Here is a 16450-nt window from a genome sequence, read left to right on the forward strand (position 1 = left end):
AGGACTACAACGAAAACCACCCGCACTCAGGGCTGAAAATGCGCTCGCCCCGCGAGTTCATCGCAGCTGAAACCGCAACCGCCTGAGTGTCCGGTGAAATGGGGGCAAGACCATCGACCCGTCCGGTGTGGTACGCAGCCAGGTGATCGAAAACGCCGACGGCAGCTTCCGCCTGACACTGAACGGCGCGGAGAACACACGCACCCTCGCCGGACGCTTCATCGCGGATACCTTCGGCTCCGCCGTCCAGCATGTCGCCTTCGAGACGCGCGACATCTTCGCCACCGCCGAGGCGCTGGCGGCGGGCGGCTTCGAGGGGCTGGTGATCTCGCGGAACTATTTCGACGATGCGGAGGCGCGCTTCGGGCTCGAACCGGCGTTCGCCGACCGGCTGCGCGCGCTCAACATCCTCTACGACCGCGATGACCACGGCGAGTTCTTCCAGCTCTACAGCCCGAATATCGGCGAGGGTTCCTTCTTCGAGATCGTCGAGCGCCGCGGCGGCTATCAGGGCTATGGTGCCCCGAACGCGCCATTCCGCATCGCCGCCCAGACGCGCCACCTGCGCCCGAAGGCGGTGCCGCGCCGCTGAGAGCGAGGGCGGGTCGATCAGCCGCCCGCCACCTCTTCGAGCAGAGCGTCGGCCGCGAGCCGGCCGAGTCCGTTCGCAGCCAGCGGGCTGTCGCCCGTCAGCATCTTGCGATCGCGATGTGTCGCGCCCGAGATGTCGTCGTTGATGATCTCGATCCCGATCGATCTCAGCCGTTCGCCGAATTTCCAGGTCAGATGGCCCGGCATGTAGCCGATATCGGGCGTCCGCGCATCGAGCGCGTCGGGGAAGGCGCAGATCCTGTAGCCCAGATAGATCGCGCTGTCGCCCGCGGCGAGGAAGGCCGCCGGACCGTGGCAGAGCGAAATGACGAACCGGTCCTTCTCCGCCGCCCATTCGAGCACTTTCCGGACATCCTCGCTCCCGGGCAAGCCGATCAGCGCGCCGTGGCCGCCCGGGATGAAGACACCGATATAGTCGGAGTCGTCGCCGAGCGCCGTTTCGATCACATCCGCCAGCTTCCCCGGCTGCTTGAACTGGCCGCGATACTTCGCGAACAGACCCTTCACCTCCTCGTCCTCGGAGGGCATCGCCCAAAGCTCGAACTTGACCGGGTTTCCCGAAAGCGTGGTCACATCGAAGGCGAAGTCGGCCTTGTCGAGATGATACATCGGAAGCAGCGTCTCGACGGGGTGGTTGCCGGTCGAGAACATCGTCCCGTTGTCGGTCAGCAGGTAGCGCTCGTCGGCGCCGATCATCAGGATCTTCCAGCGCCCGCCCGTGTAGGGTTTCGGGTAGTCGGCACCACTCAGATCGGACTTCGGCGAGGTGAACTGGCCGAGCGAATAGGGTGAAGGGAAGAATGCGTTATCCTCGGCCGGATCGGGGGTCGGGCGCCTGTCCTCGGACTGAGCGTCGCTCATGGTCGTCTGCTCCAACTTGGTCGTATCTGGGCATCAACGACACGGGGGATGGATCGGTTGCAAAAAGGGGGCTCCCCGTCCGCCTCCGGAGCGGACGGGGAGCCTGACGGTGCGCGGGCCGCCCTATTCCCAGGACTTCACAAGCTCGTCGTAGGAGACGGTCTCGGCCGCGGGCTCCTCGTTCTCGAGCATCGGGACCGGAGCGCCGGGCTGATCGAGCCAGTACTGCGCGTCCTGTTCCTCGTTCAGCATCGGCCCCAGGTCACCCTGGATCTTCGACCGCTCGAGCCGGTCGAGCACCTTCTCCTGGTCGGCGCAGAGCGCGTCGAGCGCCTCCTGCGGAGTCTTCGCCCCCGACATCGCATCGCCGATGTTCTGCCACCAGAGCTGCGCCAGCTTCGGATAGTCGGGGATGTTGGTCCCGGTCGGCGACCACTGCTCGCGCGCGGGCGACCGGTAGAACTCGACCAGCCCGCCAAGCTCGGGCGCGCGCTCGGTGAAGGACTCGTCCGAGACCGTCGACTCGCGGATGAAGGTCAGGCCGACGTGGCTCTTCTTCACGTCGACGGTCTTCGAGGTCACGAACTGCGCGTAGAGCCAGGCGGCCTTGGCGCGATCGACCGGCGTCGATTGCATCAGCGTCCAGGAACCGGCGTCCTGATAGCCGACCTTCATGCCGTCCTTCCAGTAGGCGCCATGCGGGCTCGGCGCCATGCGCCATTTCGGCGTGCCATCCTCGTTCATGACCGGGATGCCGGGCTTGACCATGTCGGCGGTGAAGGCGGTGTACCAGAACATCTGCTGGGCGACATTGCCCTGCGCCGGGACCGGCCCCGCCTCGGAGAAGGTCATCCCCATCGCCGCCGGCGGGGAATAGGCCTTCAGCCATTCGATCGCCTTCGTCACCGCGTAGACCGCCGCGGCGTCGTTGGTCGAGCCGCCGCGGGCGACGCAGGAGCCGACGGGACGCGAATTCTCGTCGACCCGGATGCCCCATTCATCGACCGGCAGCCCGTTCGGCTCGCCCGAGTCGCCCATGCCCGCCATCGACATCCAGGCATCGGTGTAGCGCCAGCCGAGCGACGGGTCCTTCTTGCCGTAGTCCATGCTGCCGAAGACGCCCGAGGCCGGGCCGCCGGCATAGGACATGTCGCGGCCGGTGAAGAACGCGGCGATGTCCTGATAGGCGGTCCAGTTCACCGGCACGCCGAGTTCATAGCCGTACTTCTCCTGGAAGTCCGCCTTGGTCTTCTCGTCGTTGAACCAGTCGTAGCGGAACCAGTAGAGGTTCGCGAATTGCTGGTCGGGGAGCTGGTAGACCTTGCCGTCCGGACCGGTCACGAACTTGATGCCGATGAAATCCTCGAGGTCGAGCCCGGGGTTGGTGACATCCTTGCCGTCGTTCGCCATCCAGTCGGTCAGGTCGCGCGCCTGCTGGTAGCGCCAGTGCGTGCCGATCAGATCGGAGTCGTTGATATAGGCGTCGTAGATGTTCTCGCCGGTCTGCATCTGCGTCTGCAGCTTCTCGACGACATCGCCCTCGCCGATCAGGTCATGAGTGATCCGGATGCCGGTGATCGCGGTGAAGGCGGGCGCCAGCACCTTCGCCTCATATTCATGCGTGGTGATCGTCTCCGACACGACCCTGATATCCGCGCCCTGGAAGGGCGCGGCCGCGTCGACGAACCACTGCATCTCCGCTTCCTGTTCGGCGCGGGTCAGGCTGGAAAGCTCGCCGATCTCGTTGTCGAGGAAGGCTTTCGCCGCCTCCATATCCGCCCAGGCAGGCGCGCCGAGCACGGCGAGCGCGAGGCCCAAGGCGGTGGTCGTCCGTCCGTTTCTCACATTATCCTCCCTTGGAGTGAGTTCACGTTTCTCGATGACTGGTCATCGGGTCACTCGTTACCGATCTCTGGCCGTTCTCCGGCCCAATGCTCCCCGTCATACCCAGCGAAACACCGCCAGCGCGTAGACGAGGCAGACGGCGAGCGCGCCCCAGAGCGGCGGGCCGTCGGCGCCGAAGATGTAGAGCCAGGTCAGGTTGATGAAGGCGGAGCCGACCAGAGAGATGAAGAGGCGGTCGCCCCGTGTCGTCTCGATCCTGAGCACGCCTGCGCGCGGCGTCTCGGGATAGCGTATCGCGAGCAGCGTCATCACCGCGAGCAGCGTGGCGATGACGAGGAAGAAGACCGCGACCGGGAAGGTCCAGGCCATCCACCCGCCCTCGACGAGCTGCCCGGTCCAGTCGCGCTCGCCGTCGCTCGCCGGGACCATCCAGACGAGCAGGCCGAAGACCGCGACGACGACCGCGGCGAGGCCCACGCAAAGCGTTCTCCAGCGCGCGGCGCTCATCACACCCTCCCCAGGGCGAAGCCCTTGGCGATGTAGTTGCGGACGAAATAGATCACCAGCGCCCCCGGCACGATGGTCAGGACCCCGGCGGCCGCCAGCACCCCCCAGTCCATGCCCGAGGCCGAGACCGTGCGCGTCATCACCGCCGAGATCGGTTTCGCATTGACCGCCGTCAGCGTGCGCGCGAGCAGAAGCTCGACCCAGGAGAACATGAAGCAGAAGAAGGCGGCGACGCCGATGCCGCTCGCGATCAGCGGCATGAAGATCTTCACGAAGAACCGGCCGAAGGAATAGCCGTCGATATAGGCGGTCTCGTCGAGTTCCTTCGGCACGCCGCGCATGAAGCCTTCGAGAATCCAGACCGCGAGCGCCACGTTGAACAGGCAATGCGCGAGCGCGACCGCGATATGCGTGTCGAAGAGCCCGACCGAGGAATAGAGCTGGAAGAACGGCAGCGCGAAAACCGCCGGCGGCGCCATCCGGTTCGTGAGCAGCCAGAAGAACAGATGCTTGTCGCCGATGAAGCTGTAACGGCTGAAGGCATAGGCGGCGGGCAGCGCCACGGTCACCGAGATGACCGTGTTCATCACCACGTAGATGATCGAATTGACATAGCCCATGTACCAGCTCGGATCGGTCAGGATCACGCGGTAGTTGCGGAAGGTCAGTTCGTTCGGAAAGAGCGTGAAGGTCGAGGTGATCTCGGTATTGGTCTTCAGGCTCATGTTGATGAGCCAGTAGATCGGGATCATCAGGAACAAGAGGTAGAGCGTCATCACGAGGGGCGAGTACTTCAGACGCATCAGGCACCCTCCGCTTTGTCGATGTTGGTCATCACCGTGTAGAAGACCCAGGAGACGAGCAGGATCACGAGGAAGTACATGATCGAGAAGGCCGCCGCCGGGCCGAGGTCGAACTGTCCGACCGCCATCTTCACGAGGTCGATCGAGAGGAAGGTCGTCGAATTGCCGGGGCCGCCGCCGGTGACGACGAAGGGCTCGGTATAGATCATGAAACTGTCCATGAAGCGGAGCAGGATCGCGATCATCAGGACGCCGTTCATCTTCGGCAGTTCGATGTAGCGGAAGATCTTCCAGCGGCTGGCCTGGTCGATCTTCGCCGCCTGGTAATAGGCCCGCGGGATCGACCGCAGCGCGGCGTAGCAGAGCAGCGCCACGAGGCTCGTCCAGTGCCAGACATCCATCACGATGATGGTGATCCAGGCATGGAGCGGGTTCGCGGTGTAATTGTAGTCGAGCCCGATCGACCAGAGCGCATGGCCGAGCAGGCCGATGTCGGTTCGCCCGAAGATCTGCCAGATCGTGCCCACGACGTTGAACGGCACCAGGAGCGGCAGTGCCATCACGACGAGGCAGAACGACGACCAGAAGCCCTTCTGGGGCATGTTGAGCGCGACGAAGATGCCGAGCGGCACCTCGATCGCGAGGATGATCGCCGAGAACAGGATATTGCGCCCGAGCGCCGACCAGAGCCGATCCGAATGCAGCATCTCGTCGAACCATTCGAGCCCGGCCCAGAAGAACTGGTTGTTCCCGAACGTGTCGTTGACCGAATAGTTCACCACCGTCATCAGCGGGATCACCGCCGAGAAGGCGACGATCACCAGCATCGGCAGCACGAGGAGCCAGGCGCTGTTGTTCTGGGTCTTCTCCATCAGCCGGCTCCCCCCCGAACGCGCCAGTCATCGGCGTAGACGTTGATCCGCGCCGGCGCGAAGGCGACCCGCGGCTCGCCCGCCGGCAGGGGCTCACCCTCCTCGGCGATCACGTTGAGCGGCTGGCCGAACAGCTCCGCGCGCACGATCCGGTGCCGGCCCACATCCTCGACCCGGCGGATCGTCACCGGCAGGCCGTCGCCTTCGGTCAGCGTCACGTATTCCGGCCGGATGCCGATCTGGGTCCGCCCGGATGGCGCGCCATAATCGGCGCCGAGCGCCACCGCGCCGCCCGCGAGATGCGCGGTCGCGCCCTCGATCCGGGCATCGAACAGGTTCATGCCGGGCGAGCCGATGAAATAGCCGACGAACGTGTGCTCCGGCGCCTCGAACAGCTCCTCCGGCGTGCCCATCTGCACCACCCGGCCATCGTGCATCACCACCACCCGGTCGGCGAAGGTCAGCGCCTCGGTCTGGTCGTGGGTGACATAGATCATCGTATGACCAAACTCGCGGTGCAGCTGCTTCAGCTGCGTCCGCAGTTCCCATTTCATATGCGGGTCGATCACGGTCAGCGGCTCGTCGAACAGGATCGCGTTCACGTCGCGCCGGACCATGCCGCGGCCGAGGCTGATCTTCTGTTTCGCATCGGCGGTGAGCCCGCGCGCCTTGCGGTCGAGCACCGCTTCCATGCCGATCATCCGCGCGATCTCCTGGACCCGCGCGGCGATCTGGGCCGGGTCCTGGCGGCGGTTCCTGAGCGGAAAGGCGAGGTTCTCGCGCACGGTCATCGTGTCGTAGACCACGGGGAACTGGAACACCTGCGCGATGTCGCGCGCCTCCGGTGCGAGCTCGGTCACGTCCCGCTCCCCGAAGAGCACCCGCCCCCGCGATGGCCTGAGCAGCCCGGAGATGATGTTGAGCAGCGTGGTCTTGCCGCAGCCCGAGGCGCCGAGCAGCGCATAGGCGCCGCCGTCCTGCCAGACGTGATCCATCTCCTTGAGCGCGAACTGCGCCTCGCTCGTCGGATTGGGGAAGTAGCTGTGTGCGAGCTTCGAAAGGGTGATCCGGGCCATCGGTCAGGCCGCCATCGCATAGGCCGCGGGCGCGGCGAGCCGGCCCTCGGCGTCGAAAAGATAGACATGGGCCGGGTCGATCCAGACCGTCAGCCGCTCGCCCGCGGGGATCTGGTGCACGCCCTTCACGAGCCCGACCCAGGTGTCATCGCCGTGGCGCAGGTGCACGAAGGTCTCCGAACCGGTGATCTCGCTCCCGGTCAGCACGCAATCGAAGGCGACCGCGGCGCCGCCGGGATCGGCGAGCGCGACATGGTTGGCCCGGAAACCCGCGCGATAGCTCCCGTCCGCGATCGCCGCCAGCGGCCCCGAGGCCGGGATCGCCGGCGCGGAACCGAAGGCGACGGTTCCGGCGCGCTTGCGGCAGGGGACGAAGTTCATCGGCGGGTCGCTGAAGACGCGCGCGGTCGTCGCGTCGCAGGGCTGGCGGTAGACGGTCGGCGTCGGGCCGAACTGCGTCACCCGGCCTTCCCAGAGCGTCGCCGTGTTGCCGCCGAGCAGCAGCGCCTCCTCGGGCTCGGTCGTCGCATAGACGAAGATCGCCCCCGAAGCCTCGAAGATCCGCGGGATCTCGACGCGCAATTCCTCGCGGAGCTTGTAGTCGAGATTGGCGAGCGGTTCGTCGAGCAGCACGAGCCCAGCCCCCTTCACCAGCGCGCGGGCGAGCGCGCAGCGCTGCTGCTGCCCGCCGGAAAGCTCCAGCGGCTTGCGGTCGAGCATCGGCGTCAGCCGCAGGAAATCCGCCGTCTCCCGCACCGCCCGGTCGATCTCCTCGCGCGACATGCCCGTCAGCCTGAGCGGCGAGGCGATGTTCTCGTAGACCGAGAGCGTCGGGTAGTTGATGAACTGCTGGTAGACCATGGCCACCCGCCGCTCCTGCACCGGAACGCCGGTGACATCCCGGTCTTCCCAGAGCACGCGGCCCTCGCTCGGCTTGTCGAGCCCCGCCATCAGGCGCATGAGCGAGGTCTTACCCGACAGGGTCGGCCCGAGCAGCACGTTCATCGTGCCCTTCCCGAGCGTCAGGTCGGTCGGATGCACATGCGTCATCCCGCGTACCCGGCGTGTCACCCCCTGAAGCGTGAGCGTCATCCTCTCCCCTTCGATCGCGGCGCCGGGGGTTGACCCGGACGCCGTTGTCTTGTCGCCATCCTCAGGCTGCCGGGGTAATCGCCCCGGTCGCATTCACCATGTCACGCACGAAATCATCGAGCGCCGCCGCCTCGCCAGGCGTCATGCGTAGTCCGAGCTTGCTCCGCCGCCAGAGGATATCCTCGGCCTCGCGGGCGAATTCGCGCGTGACGAGCCAGCGCACCTCCGCCTCGGTCAGCGTAGCGCCGAAATCGCGGCCGAGATCCGCCGCCGTCGCCGCGGGGCCGAGCACGCATTCCGCCTCGGTCCCATAGGCGCGGATCAGCCGCCCGGCCCAGTAGGCGGTCAGGAACGGATAGCGCGCCCGGAGCCGCGCGGTCAGATCGGCGACGCCGTCATGGCGGAAATCCCCGCCCGGCAGCGGCGCCCGCGCCGTCCACGGCCCCGCCGCGTCCGGAAGGAACGGTGCGAGCTTCGCAAGCGCGCTCTCGGCGAGACGGCGATGCGTGGTGATCTTGCCGCCGAAGACGTTGAGCAGCGGCGCGCCCTCCGCGTCGAGCGCCAGCACATAGTCGCGCGTCGCGGCCGTCGCCGAACCGGAACCGTCATTGTAGAGCGGCCGGACCCCGGAATAGCTCCAGACCACATCCTCCGCTGTCACCGGCGTCGCGAAATAGCGCGAGGCGAAGGCGAGGAGATAGTCGCGCTCCGCCCCGGTGCAGCGCGCCTCGCCCGGCGCGTCCCCGTGGTCCATGTCGGTGGTGCCGATCAGGGTGAAATCCTGCTCGTAGGGGATCGCGAAGATGATCCGCCCGTCCGTCCCCTGGAAGAAATAGCAGCGGTCGTGGTCGTAGAGCCTGCGCGTGACGATATGGCTGCCCCGAACGAGCCGCACGCCGGCGGCGGGTTTCAGGCCGACGACATCGCGCAGGACGCTCTCGACCCAGGGCCCGCCCGCGTTGACGAGCGCCCGCGCCCGGTGCCCGCGCCGCCCCTCCGGCCCCTCGGTCACCACGTGCCAGACCCCGTCCTCGCGCGAGGCGGAGACGACGCGCTCCCGCGTCAGTATCCGCGCGCCGCGCGCCATCGCGTCGCGGGCGTTGAGCACCACGAGCCGCGAATCCTCGACCCAGCAGTCGGAATATTCATAGGCGCGGCGGAACACGGGCCTGAGCGGACGCCCCGCCGGATCGCGCGCGAGATCGAGCGTGCGCGTCGCCGGCAGGATCTTCCTCCCGCCGAGCGTGTCGTAGAGCAGGAGCCCGAGCCTTATCAGCCAGGCCGGCCGCCGCCCCTTCATCCACGGCATGACCCGGGCCAGGAGCCGCGAGGTCGGGGTATCGCTCTCGAAACGCATCTCCGGGCTCAGCGGCAGCACGAAACGCATCGGCCAGCTGATATGCGGCATGGCGGCGAGCAGCGTCTCGCGCTCCTCCAGCGCCTCGCGGACCAGACGGAACTCGAAGAATTCCAGGTACCTGAGCCCGCCGTGAAAGAGCTTGGTCGAAGCCGAGGAGGTCGCGGAGGCGAGATCGCCCTGCTCCGCGAGGATCACCGTGAGGCCCCGGCCGGCCGCGTCGCGCGCGATGCCGCAGCCGTTGACGCCGCCGCCTATGACGAACAGATCCGCGATCTCGGCTTCCCGCGCCATCCGCGCTCCTTCCGGTCCCTCTCTCCGGGCTACTCCCGCCTTGGCCCGTTCGTCAACGAAGAAATGCGCGCGGATGTGCGAAATGGATCGAAACGAATTTTCACGCGCGCCATTCACGCGATTTCTTTACGCAGGCGCAGCATTTCGCGCGTCTGACGTTGCGCCGCGTCATGATTGCTCAATCCCGACGCAGATCAAATTGCCAGTTGACCGCCGTTGCGCGATCGCCCACCCTTTCGCACCAATCCGAACCCCGATCTGTACGTGCCCAACCTGAACGAATAACCGGCGACCGGAATGCCCCTCAGCCTGCGACAATCCGAAATTCTGGAAATCGCCCGGGGCGAGGGTCGCGTCTTCGTCGAGGATCTCGCCCAGCGGTTCGAGGTCGCGCTGCAGACGATCCGCCGCGATCTCGCCGATCTGGCCGATGTCGGGCTCATCGACCGCGTCCATGGCGGCGCCGTGCCGCGCACCGGCGTGACCAACCTCGGCTACGAGCAGCGCCGCGGCATGAACGAGGCGGCGAAGACCGCGATCGCCCGGGCCTGCGCGGCGACCATCCCGGACAACTGCTCGATCATCCTCAACCTCGGCACCACGACCGAGGCGGTGGCGCGCGAGCTCCTCGGCCACCGCAATATCACCGTGGTCACCAACAACATGAACGTCGCCAATATCCTGCTCGCCAATCCCGGATGCGACATCATGGTCGCGGGCGGCGCGCTCCGCCGCTCGGACGGCGGGCTGGTCGGCGATCTGACGAGCGAGTTCTTCGGTCAGTTCAAGGTCGATTTCGCCGTCATCGGCGTGTCCGCGATCGACCCGGACGGGGATCTCCTCGACTTCGACCTCGCCGAGGTGCGCGTCTCCCGGGCGATCCTGCGGCAGGCGCGCCGAAGCTGCCTCGTCTGCGATCATTCCAAGTTCGGCCGCTCGGCCCCGGCGCTGCTCGGATCGCTCGCGGAAATCTCGGCGATCTTCACCGACCAGCCGCTCCCCTCCCCCCTCGCCCGGCGCTGCGCCGAATGGGGGACCGAGGTGCACATGTCCTCGGCCGAGACCGCCGGAGGCTAGAGTCCGCGAGACCGCGGGGGGCCAGATCCGACGCCCGGGATTGCCACGATCCGGACCCGGTACTATGTCGCCCTCGAGCAGACGGCACGCACCCTCGCCGGTGGCCAGCCGGACTCCGCGTTCGCGGGATCTTCGCCGCGGCCAAAGCAATCTAAACGACTTGTTGGAGAACCAAATGACCGATGATACCGACGCCCCGGCACAAGGCGCGGAGGGCGCCGTCCGCGAAACCGCCACCGTCGCCACCCCCCATGCCGCCCGCTACCTCGGCCAGCTTTGCAAGCACTTCGCCCACAAGCTGCCGGGTGTCGAGTTCACGCCCTCCGAGGGCGTGGTTCCATTCTCGATCGGCACGGCCCGCCTGCGCGCCGACGAGGGCGCCCTGACGCTCGACCTGGAGGCATCACCCGCCGAGATGGACGACCTGAAGGATGTCGTGGTCCGGCACCTCGTCCGGTTCGCCTTCCGCGAGGAACTGACCTTCGACTGGCGCGTTGCCTGACTTCCGGACGATCCGGCGCGCGCAATCCGGGCGCGCCCGGGACCGACCGAACTGAGCAAGGCCGAAACGGCACAGGAGGCAGTCAGACGATGCGAAACATTCTTCTCCCGGCATTCCTCGTCCTGACGCCCGCCCTCGCGCACGCGGCGGAGGATCATCCACCGCTCGTCGAGGAACTCGGGCTGACCGGGGCGGAAACGGTGAGCGTCGGCGCGGACGGTCGGCATGTCACAGGCGCGTTGCCCGGCGGTCAACGCGTCGAACTCGACTTCAATGCCGAAGGCGCGCTCGAGGACATCGAAGCGGAAGGCGACGAAGGCTTTCCCGCCGAGGCGGTCGCGGCCGCCGTGCCCGAGGCGATCCGGGCCAATCCGGATTATCCCGCCGATGCCCTGTTTGATGAACTCGACCTCGATGATGGCGGTCTGGAACTGGAGGGCACGCGCGGTGACGGACAGCGGTTCGAGGCGGAATTCGCAGCCGACGGCCAGCTTCTGGAGATGAAGATGGAGTGAAACGGGGCTCGGCCTCGCGGGCGCCCCATCGGCGCGCGGCACTTTGCCCGCGCCCCCCGCGATAGCGTTTCCGCGAGCCAGGCGCCCTGGACATGACTTTGCCTTCCTGCCCGCTAGTCTCCTCCGAAGCGACTATCGGAAAGCGAGCGAACCATGACCCGACCATTGGCCCAGATCGCAGCGACAAGTCTTCTGACCGCGCTGCCACTCGGATGCGCGGCGCAGGATTTCAACGCGGCCGCCCCCAACGCGCCCGATCAGCGGCCGGCCTTCGAAGGCCAGACGCGCGCCCCGGTGATCCCGGACGGGATCGAACTGGCGGAAGAGACGATCACCGACGGGCTCGACCATCCCTGGGGGATGGACCAGCTTCCCGACGGCGGCTGGCTCGTTACCGAACGCTCGGGCCAGATGCGGCTCGTCTCGGCGGAGGGCGCGCTTTCGGCTCCGATCGACGGCCTGCCCGAGGTCGACGCCCGCCGGCAGGGCGGACTGCTCGACGTTCTGGTCGGCGACGACTTCGCCGAGACCCGCCGGGTCTGGTGGAGCTTCTCGGAGCCGCGCGGCGACGGGTTGAACGCGACCGCCGTCGCGACCGGCCTGCTCTCCGAGGACGGCGCGGCCATGACCGATGTTTCCGTGATCTTCCAGCAGGAGCCGGCCTGGAATTCGGCCATGCATTACGGCTCGCGGCTGGTTTTCGACCGCGACGGCGCGCTCTTCGTGACCACGGGCGAGCGGTCCCTGCCCGAGCCGAGGCAACTGTCACAGGATGTCTCGACCCATCTCGGCAAGGTCATCCGGATCGACCCGATGGGCGGCCCCGCGGCGGGCAATCCCGAGATTCCGGGCGGCCTGCCCGAGATCTGGTCCTACGGTCATCGCAACATCCAGTCGGCGGCGCTCGCTCCCGACGGGGCTCTCTGGACCGTCGAGCATGGCCCCCAGGGCGGCGACGAGCTGAACCGGCCGCGGCCGGGGCTCAACTACGGCTGGCCGGTGGTCACCTATGGCGAGGACTACGGCGGCGGCCCGATCGGCGAGGGGATCACCGCGCGCGAGGGGGTGGAGCAGCCGGTCTACTACTGGGACCCGGTCATCGCCCCGAGCGGGATGGTCTTCTATGACGGCGAGATGTTCCCCGACTGGCAGAGCAGCGTGCTGATGGGCGGGCTCGGCGTCGAGGCGCTCGTCCGGCTTGAACTCGACGGCGAGCGGGTCACGGGCGAGGCGCGCTACCTCGACGGCATCGGGCGCGTGCGCGACGTCGATGTCGCGGCGGACGGATCGGTGATGATCCTGACCGACGCCGACAACGGCGCGCTGATCCGCCTGACCCCGGCGAACTGACGCGCGCGAACCGGAAGCCTGCGAACTAAGGTGGCGCACCGGCGGTTCAGTCCCGCCGGTGAGCATGAGATCGACCGGCGGCGGGCCGCCGGTCCGGTTCGTGTCACGCCGCGAGCAACTCGTCCGCCGGGCCGAAGAACTCGTAGTGGATGCGGCTGGACGGGACGCCCGCCTGGGCGAGCGCGGTGACCGCGTGGCGCAGGAACGGCCGCGGCCCGCAGATATAATAGTCGGCCTTGCCCACGGGCGTGTTCGACACCAGCCAGTCGTCTGTGATGATGCCGGCCATGTCATAGTCGCGGCCCGCCGTCTCCCCGTCGAGCGGCGTCTGGTGGAAGTTCGTCACCGAGACATCCTTCCCCCGCGCGGCGACTTCGAGGACATGATCGCGCATCGCATGAGTCTTCCGGTCATGCGTGCCGTGGATGTAATGCACGGGAACCTCCGCCCCATCCTCGACCAGCGCCTCGAGCATCGCGACCATGGGCGTCAGGCCGACGCCGCCCGAGAGCAGGACCACCGGCCGGACCGCCGCTTCCTCGAGGTAGAACTCACCCGCGGGCGCCGCGACCTTCAGGACGGTCCCGGGGCCGGCCTCGTCATGGAGCCAGCGCGATGCGAGGCCATGCGATTCGCGTTTGACCGAGATGCGGTAGGTCTCGCCATTGGGCGCTGCCGAGATCGAATAGTTGCGCTTGATCGCGGGGTTGCCCGGGATCTCGAACCAGAAGGTCAGGTACTGCCCCGGCCGGTGCTCCATCACGGGACCGCCATCGACCGGCCGCAGGACGAAGGACTTGATCACGCTGCTCTCGGGAATGACCTCCTCGACCTTGAAGTCGCGCCAGCCGTTCCAGCCGCCGGTCGCGTCCTTCTGTTCGCCGTAGATGCGGGTCTCACGTGCGATCAGGATATTGGCGAGGAACCAGTAGGCTTCGCCCCAGGCTTCCAGGATCTCGTCCGTCGCGGCATCGCCCAGCACCGCCTTGATCGCGCCGAGCAGCGCGTTGGCCACATGCGGATAGTGCTCGGGCAGGATCTGCAGCCCGACATGCTTCTGCGCGATCCGCTCGACCGCCGGGGCGAGCGCGGCGAGATTGTCGATGTTGCTGGCATAGGCGAGGATCGCTCCGGTCAGCGCGCGCGGCTGGGACCCGGCATCGCCGTGGTGCGACTGATTGAAGAGATCGCGGATCTCGGGGTCCTGGAACATGCGCGAATACATCTCGTGCACGATCTCGAGGCCGTGGGCCTCAAGCGCGGGAACCGTGGCCTTCACGAGCGCGATCGTCTGGCCGCTGAGTGGCTGCGACATCGAAAACTCCTTTGAGTACACTGGGATATGGTGGGACCGCGTTGGTCCGCGGCCCCACCGATCTTGGCTGGCAGAGGGAAAACAGGCCGAAGGGGGGGCGCCTTCGAACCGTCTCGCCGGTCACCGATAGCGGCGGTGGCGGCGCAACCCGGCCGGGCGGCAAGTTCGCCCGCATGTGGGACCGAAGGCGGCCGGGACACTCCACTTTGGGACATCCTTCGCGTGACCGATCATCTCACCGCTCGTTAATCATGTATTAACAATGCATCTATACGGCCGCGCGAAAACATGCAATATAGATACATGATTTTTTCGGAAGCCCGATGCGCCTGACGCGATATTCAGATTTCGCCATGCGTGTGTTGCTCTACCTGGGGCGGCGCCCGGATCAGATGAGCTCAATCCCGGCGATAGCACGCGCCTATGCGATCTCGCAGAATCACCTGATGAAAGTGGTGAGCGATCTGGTCAGCGCCGGCTATCTGGAAAGCGTGCGCGGCCGCAACGGCGGGATTCGCCTCGCCCGGCGGCCCGACGAGATCAATATCGGCGCCCTGATTCGACACACCGAGGACAGTTTCGATCTGGTCGGCTGCGGCGAATGCATCATCGCGCCGGCCTGCGGGCTGACCAGCGTCCTGGACGAGGCGCTGCGCGCCTTCCTGACGGTCCTCGACAGCTACTCGCTGGCGGATGTGCTGGCGCGCAAGGGCGATTTCTCGCACCTGCTCATCGCCTCCGCGGGCGAGGAGGAGCGCGCTTCCGGGGGGCGGGGGTAGAAGACCGCACGGCTTTCGCCCGGCGCGGACACCCTGACGGCGCCCGCGCCGGGACTGGCCGGGTCATCCCCCGCCGGATTGAACCCGCGGGTTCAACCCTCGGGGTCGCCCTCGGCCATCTCGGCCGGCTCGTTGGCCAGCGCCCGGAACCCGAGAACCAGATCGGCGAAACGCTCCGGGCGCTTGTAGGGTCCGTTATGCGTGACGCCCTCCATGCGCGCGAGCAGCGCGTTGCCGGAGCAGTCCACCAGACGCTCGGCGATCATCGCCCATTGCACCAGTGTCTCGGTCCCGAGCACGACCAGCGTGGGAATTCTGAGCTGGCCGAGATCCTCGCAGCTGAGCGGCGCGCCCGGTGCCATGCCGTTGTAGGGCGGCAGGGTTCGGCCATTCTCGCGCCAGTAGGTCGGGAACGGCTCGGCCTCTGCATCGGCCGAGCCTTCAGGCATGCGGAAGACGCTCTCGATGACGCGGAGCGCCGCGGTTTCCATGTCGCCGGCCTCGAGCGCCGCGATCGTCGGCCCGAGCGTCGCGAAGAACTGCCCCTCGGCCGCGGCGGCGCCGGGCAGATCGGCGAGAAGCGCCACGACATCGGGTTCGTAGTGGACCATCGAGCGGAACAGATCCGGGCGCCGCAGCGCGGCATAGGTCGCGATCTCGCCGCTGTAGGACCAGGTCACCAGATCGACCGGACCGGCATCGAGACCCTCGACGAAGGCGATCAGGTCCGTGACATGCGTCTCGCGCGTGAAGTTCGCGCCGTCGTCGGGCCAGTCGGCGGTCCCGAAATAGCGCTGCGTATAGGCGACGAAGCGCCCCTGCTCCGCGATCTTGTCGGCGTAGCCTTCCCACACGCGCGCGTCCGAGATCGCGCCGTGGACGAAGACGACCGGAGTGCCCTCGCCCTGCTCGATGTAGGAAAGCTCGGCGCCATCGACCGCCATGACACCGGTCTCGACGGCCCAGGCGGCCGGCGCCGCGAAGCCGACCGCGGCGGCCGCGATGACGGCCATGTTCAAGCTGTCGTTCATTTGCCCAGTCTCCTCAATATTGATTCGCCGAAATTCGCCCTTGGCACGGTCGAGACTGGCATCCCGGGCGTCACGCAGGCGTCACGTACCCCGTCACGCGGCGAGATCGCCCATGTTTTTCTCAGGATTTTCATGGGCCGAGGGCGCGGTTGTGGTAATATCCCCCGAGAAGGAGACCGTACGACCATGCGCATCCCGCGGATTTCCCTGCTGGGCGAACCGCGTCTCACGGACCCCGACGGCCTGGTTCTTGCCACGCCGGGGCCGAAGGCGATGGCGCTTCTCGCCTGTCTGGCGAGCGCGCCCGGCATGCGCCTGAGCCGTTCCGCGCTGGTCGAACTGCTCTGGGCCGATGCGCGCTCCACTTCCGCCGCGCGTCACGCGCTGCGGCAGTGCCTCGTCAGGCTGCGGGCGCATATGGGCGCCGCGGGGCGCGCGCTGGCCGCCGATGACGGCGCGGTCTGGCTGGAACCGGATCTCGTGGCGGTGGACCTCGAAATGCTCGCGGCCTCGACCCGCGACGAGGTCGTGGCGACCTCGCTCGCGATCCGCGGGCGGTTCT

General features: G+C 67.2%; 17 protein-coding genes. 7 read left to right on the top strand and 10 right to left on the bottom strand.

Going from position 1 to position 16450, the window contains the following annotated elements:
- The first annotated feature begins 142 nt into the window (after nt 1–142).
- A complete protein-coding gene (locus ACLJK8_RS19250) occupies nt 143–592 on the top strand; it encodes a hypothetical protein (protein ID WP_413151970.1) in 450 nt (149 codons plus the stop codon).
- Between the two features lie 17 nt (nt 593–609).
- On the opposite strand, the gene hchA is transcribed toward ACLJK8_RS19250, so the two are convergent.
- The 8 genes from hchA to glpD form a co-directional block, all read right to left on the bottom strand.
- Nucleotides 610–1473, bottom strand: a complete 864-nt coding sequence (gene hchA, locus ACLJK8_RS19255; protein ID WP_413151971.1) for a glyoxalase III HchA — start codon at nt 1471–1473, stop codon at nt 610–612.
- Nucleotides 1474–1596: 123 nt separating this feature from the next.
- Nucleotides 1597–3246 (bottom strand): carbohydrate ABC transporter substrate-binding protein, encoded by a 1650-nt coding sequence (locus ACLJK8_RS19260; RefSeq protein ID WP_413151985.1) that lies wholly within the window; start codon nt 3244–3246, stop codon nt 1597–1599.
- A 168-nt stretch (nt 3247–3414) separates the two neighbouring features.
- Nucleotides 3415–3747 carry a DUF2160 domain-containing protein gene (locus tag ACLJK8_RS19265; RefSeq protein WP_413151986.1) on the bottom strand — a complete coding sequence of 111 codons (333 nt, stop codon included), beginning with the start codon at nt 3745–3747 and terminating at the stop codon, nt 3415–3417.
- 77 nt (nt 3748–3824) lie between these two features.
- Entirely contained in the window at nt 3825–4628 is an 804-nt protein-coding gene (locus ACLJK8_RS19270; RefSeq protein ID WP_413151972.1) for a carbohydrate ABC transporter permease, read from the bottom strand.
- Nucleotides 4628–5500: a carbohydrate ABC transporter permease gene (locus tag ACLJK8_RS19275; RefSeq protein WP_413151973.1), complete on the bottom strand. Its 873-nt coding sequence runs from the start codon at nt 5498–5500 to the stop codon at nt 4628–4630. The genes ACLJK8_RS19270 and ACLJK8_RS19275 overlap by 1 nt, the downstream gene beginning before the upstream one ends.
- Nucleotides 5500–6576, bottom strand: coding sequence for an ABC transporter ATP-binding protein (locus ACLJK8_RS19280; RefSeq protein ID WP_413151974.1), 1077 nt, complete (start codon nt 6574–6576; stop codon nt 5500–5502). The genes ACLJK8_RS19275 and ACLJK8_RS19280 overlap by 1 nt, the downstream gene beginning before the upstream one ends.
- A 3-nt stretch (nt 6577–6579) precedes the next feature.
- Nucleotides 6580–7668 carry an ABC transporter ATP-binding protein gene (locus ACLJK8_RS19285; protein WP_413151975.1) on the bottom strand — a complete coding sequence of 363 codons (1089 nt, stop codon included), beginning with the start codon at nt 7666–7668 and terminating at the stop codon, nt 6580–6582.
- A gap of 61 nt (nt 7669–7729) precedes the next feature.
- On the bottom strand, nt 7730–9319 hold the full coding sequence (glpD, locus tag ACLJK8_RS19290; RefSeq protein ID WP_413151976.1) for a glycerol-3-phosphate dehydrogenase: 1590 nt from the start codon (nt 9317–9319) through the stop codon (nt 7730–7732).
- Between the two features lie 297 nt (nt 9320–9616).
- Between glpD and ACLJK8_RS19295 the strand changes: the two genes are divergently transcribed.
- From ACLJK8_RS19295 to ACLJK8_RS19310, 4 genes are all read left to right on the top strand, one after another.
- Complete coding sequence (locus ACLJK8_RS19295) at nt 9617–10396, top strand: DeoR/GlpR family DNA-binding transcription regulator (RefSeq protein WP_413151977.1); 780 nt, start codon at nt 9617–9619, stop codon at nt 10394–10396.
- A gap of 175 nt (nt 10397–10571) precedes the next feature.
- The gene (locus tag ACLJK8_RS19300; protein WP_413151978.1) at nt 10572–10898 is read left to right on the top strand and encodes a DUF2218 domain-containing protein; all 327 of its coding nucleotides are present in this window, start codon (nt 10572–10574) and stop codon (nt 10896–10898) included.
- 89 nt (nt 10899–10987) lie between these two features.
- Complete coding sequence (locus tag ACLJK8_RS19305) at nt 10988–11413, top strand: hypothetical protein (RefSeq protein WP_413151979.1); 426 nt, start codon at nt 10988–10990, stop codon at nt 11411–11413.
- A 153-nt stretch (nt 11414–11566) separates the two neighbouring features.
- Nucleotides 11567–12763, top strand: a complete 1197-nt coding sequence (locus ACLJK8_RS19310; protein WP_413151980.1) for a PQQ-dependent sugar dehydrogenase — start codon at nt 11567–11569, stop codon at nt 12761–12763.
- Between the two features lie 103 nt (nt 12764–12866).
- Here the strand turns inward: ACLJK8_RS19310 and hmpA are convergent, their stop codons facing one another.
- On the bottom strand, nt 12867–14078 hold the full coding sequence (gene hmpA / locus ACLJK8_RS19315) for an NO-inducible flavohemoprotein (protein ID WP_413151981.1): 1212 nt from the start codon (nt 14076–14078) through the stop codon (nt 12867–12869).
- A gap of 323 nt (nt 14079–14401) precedes the next feature.
- Here hmpA and ACLJK8_RS19320 point away from each other — a divergent pair, with 323 nt between their 5' ends.
- Nucleotides 14402–14857 carry an RrF2 family transcriptional regulator gene (locus ACLJK8_RS19320; protein WP_413151982.1) on the top strand — a complete coding sequence of 152 codons (456 nt, stop codon included), beginning with the start codon at nt 14402–14404 and terminating at the stop codon, nt 14855–14857.
- Between the two features lie 92 nt (nt 14858–14949).
- On the opposite strand, the gene ACLJK8_RS19325 is transcribed toward ACLJK8_RS19320, so the two are convergent.
- Nucleotides 14950–15888, bottom strand: a complete 939-nt coding sequence (locus ACLJK8_RS19325) for an alpha/beta fold hydrolase (RefSeq protein WP_413151983.1) — start codon at nt 15886–15888, stop codon at nt 14950–14952.
- Between the two features lie 186 nt (nt 15889–16074).
- Between ACLJK8_RS19325 and ACLJK8_RS19330 the strand changes: the two genes are divergently transcribed.
- The coding region (locus tag ACLJK8_RS19330; RefSeq protein WP_413151984.1) for an AfsR/SARP family transcriptional regulator at nt 16075–16450 on the top strand (376 nt) is incomplete at its 3' end.

The sequence above is a fragment of the Amaricoccus sp. W119 genome, from assembly GCF_047275745.1.
GTDB lineage: Bacteria > Pseudomonadota > Alphaproteobacteria > Rhodobacterales > Rhodobacteraceae > Amaricoccus.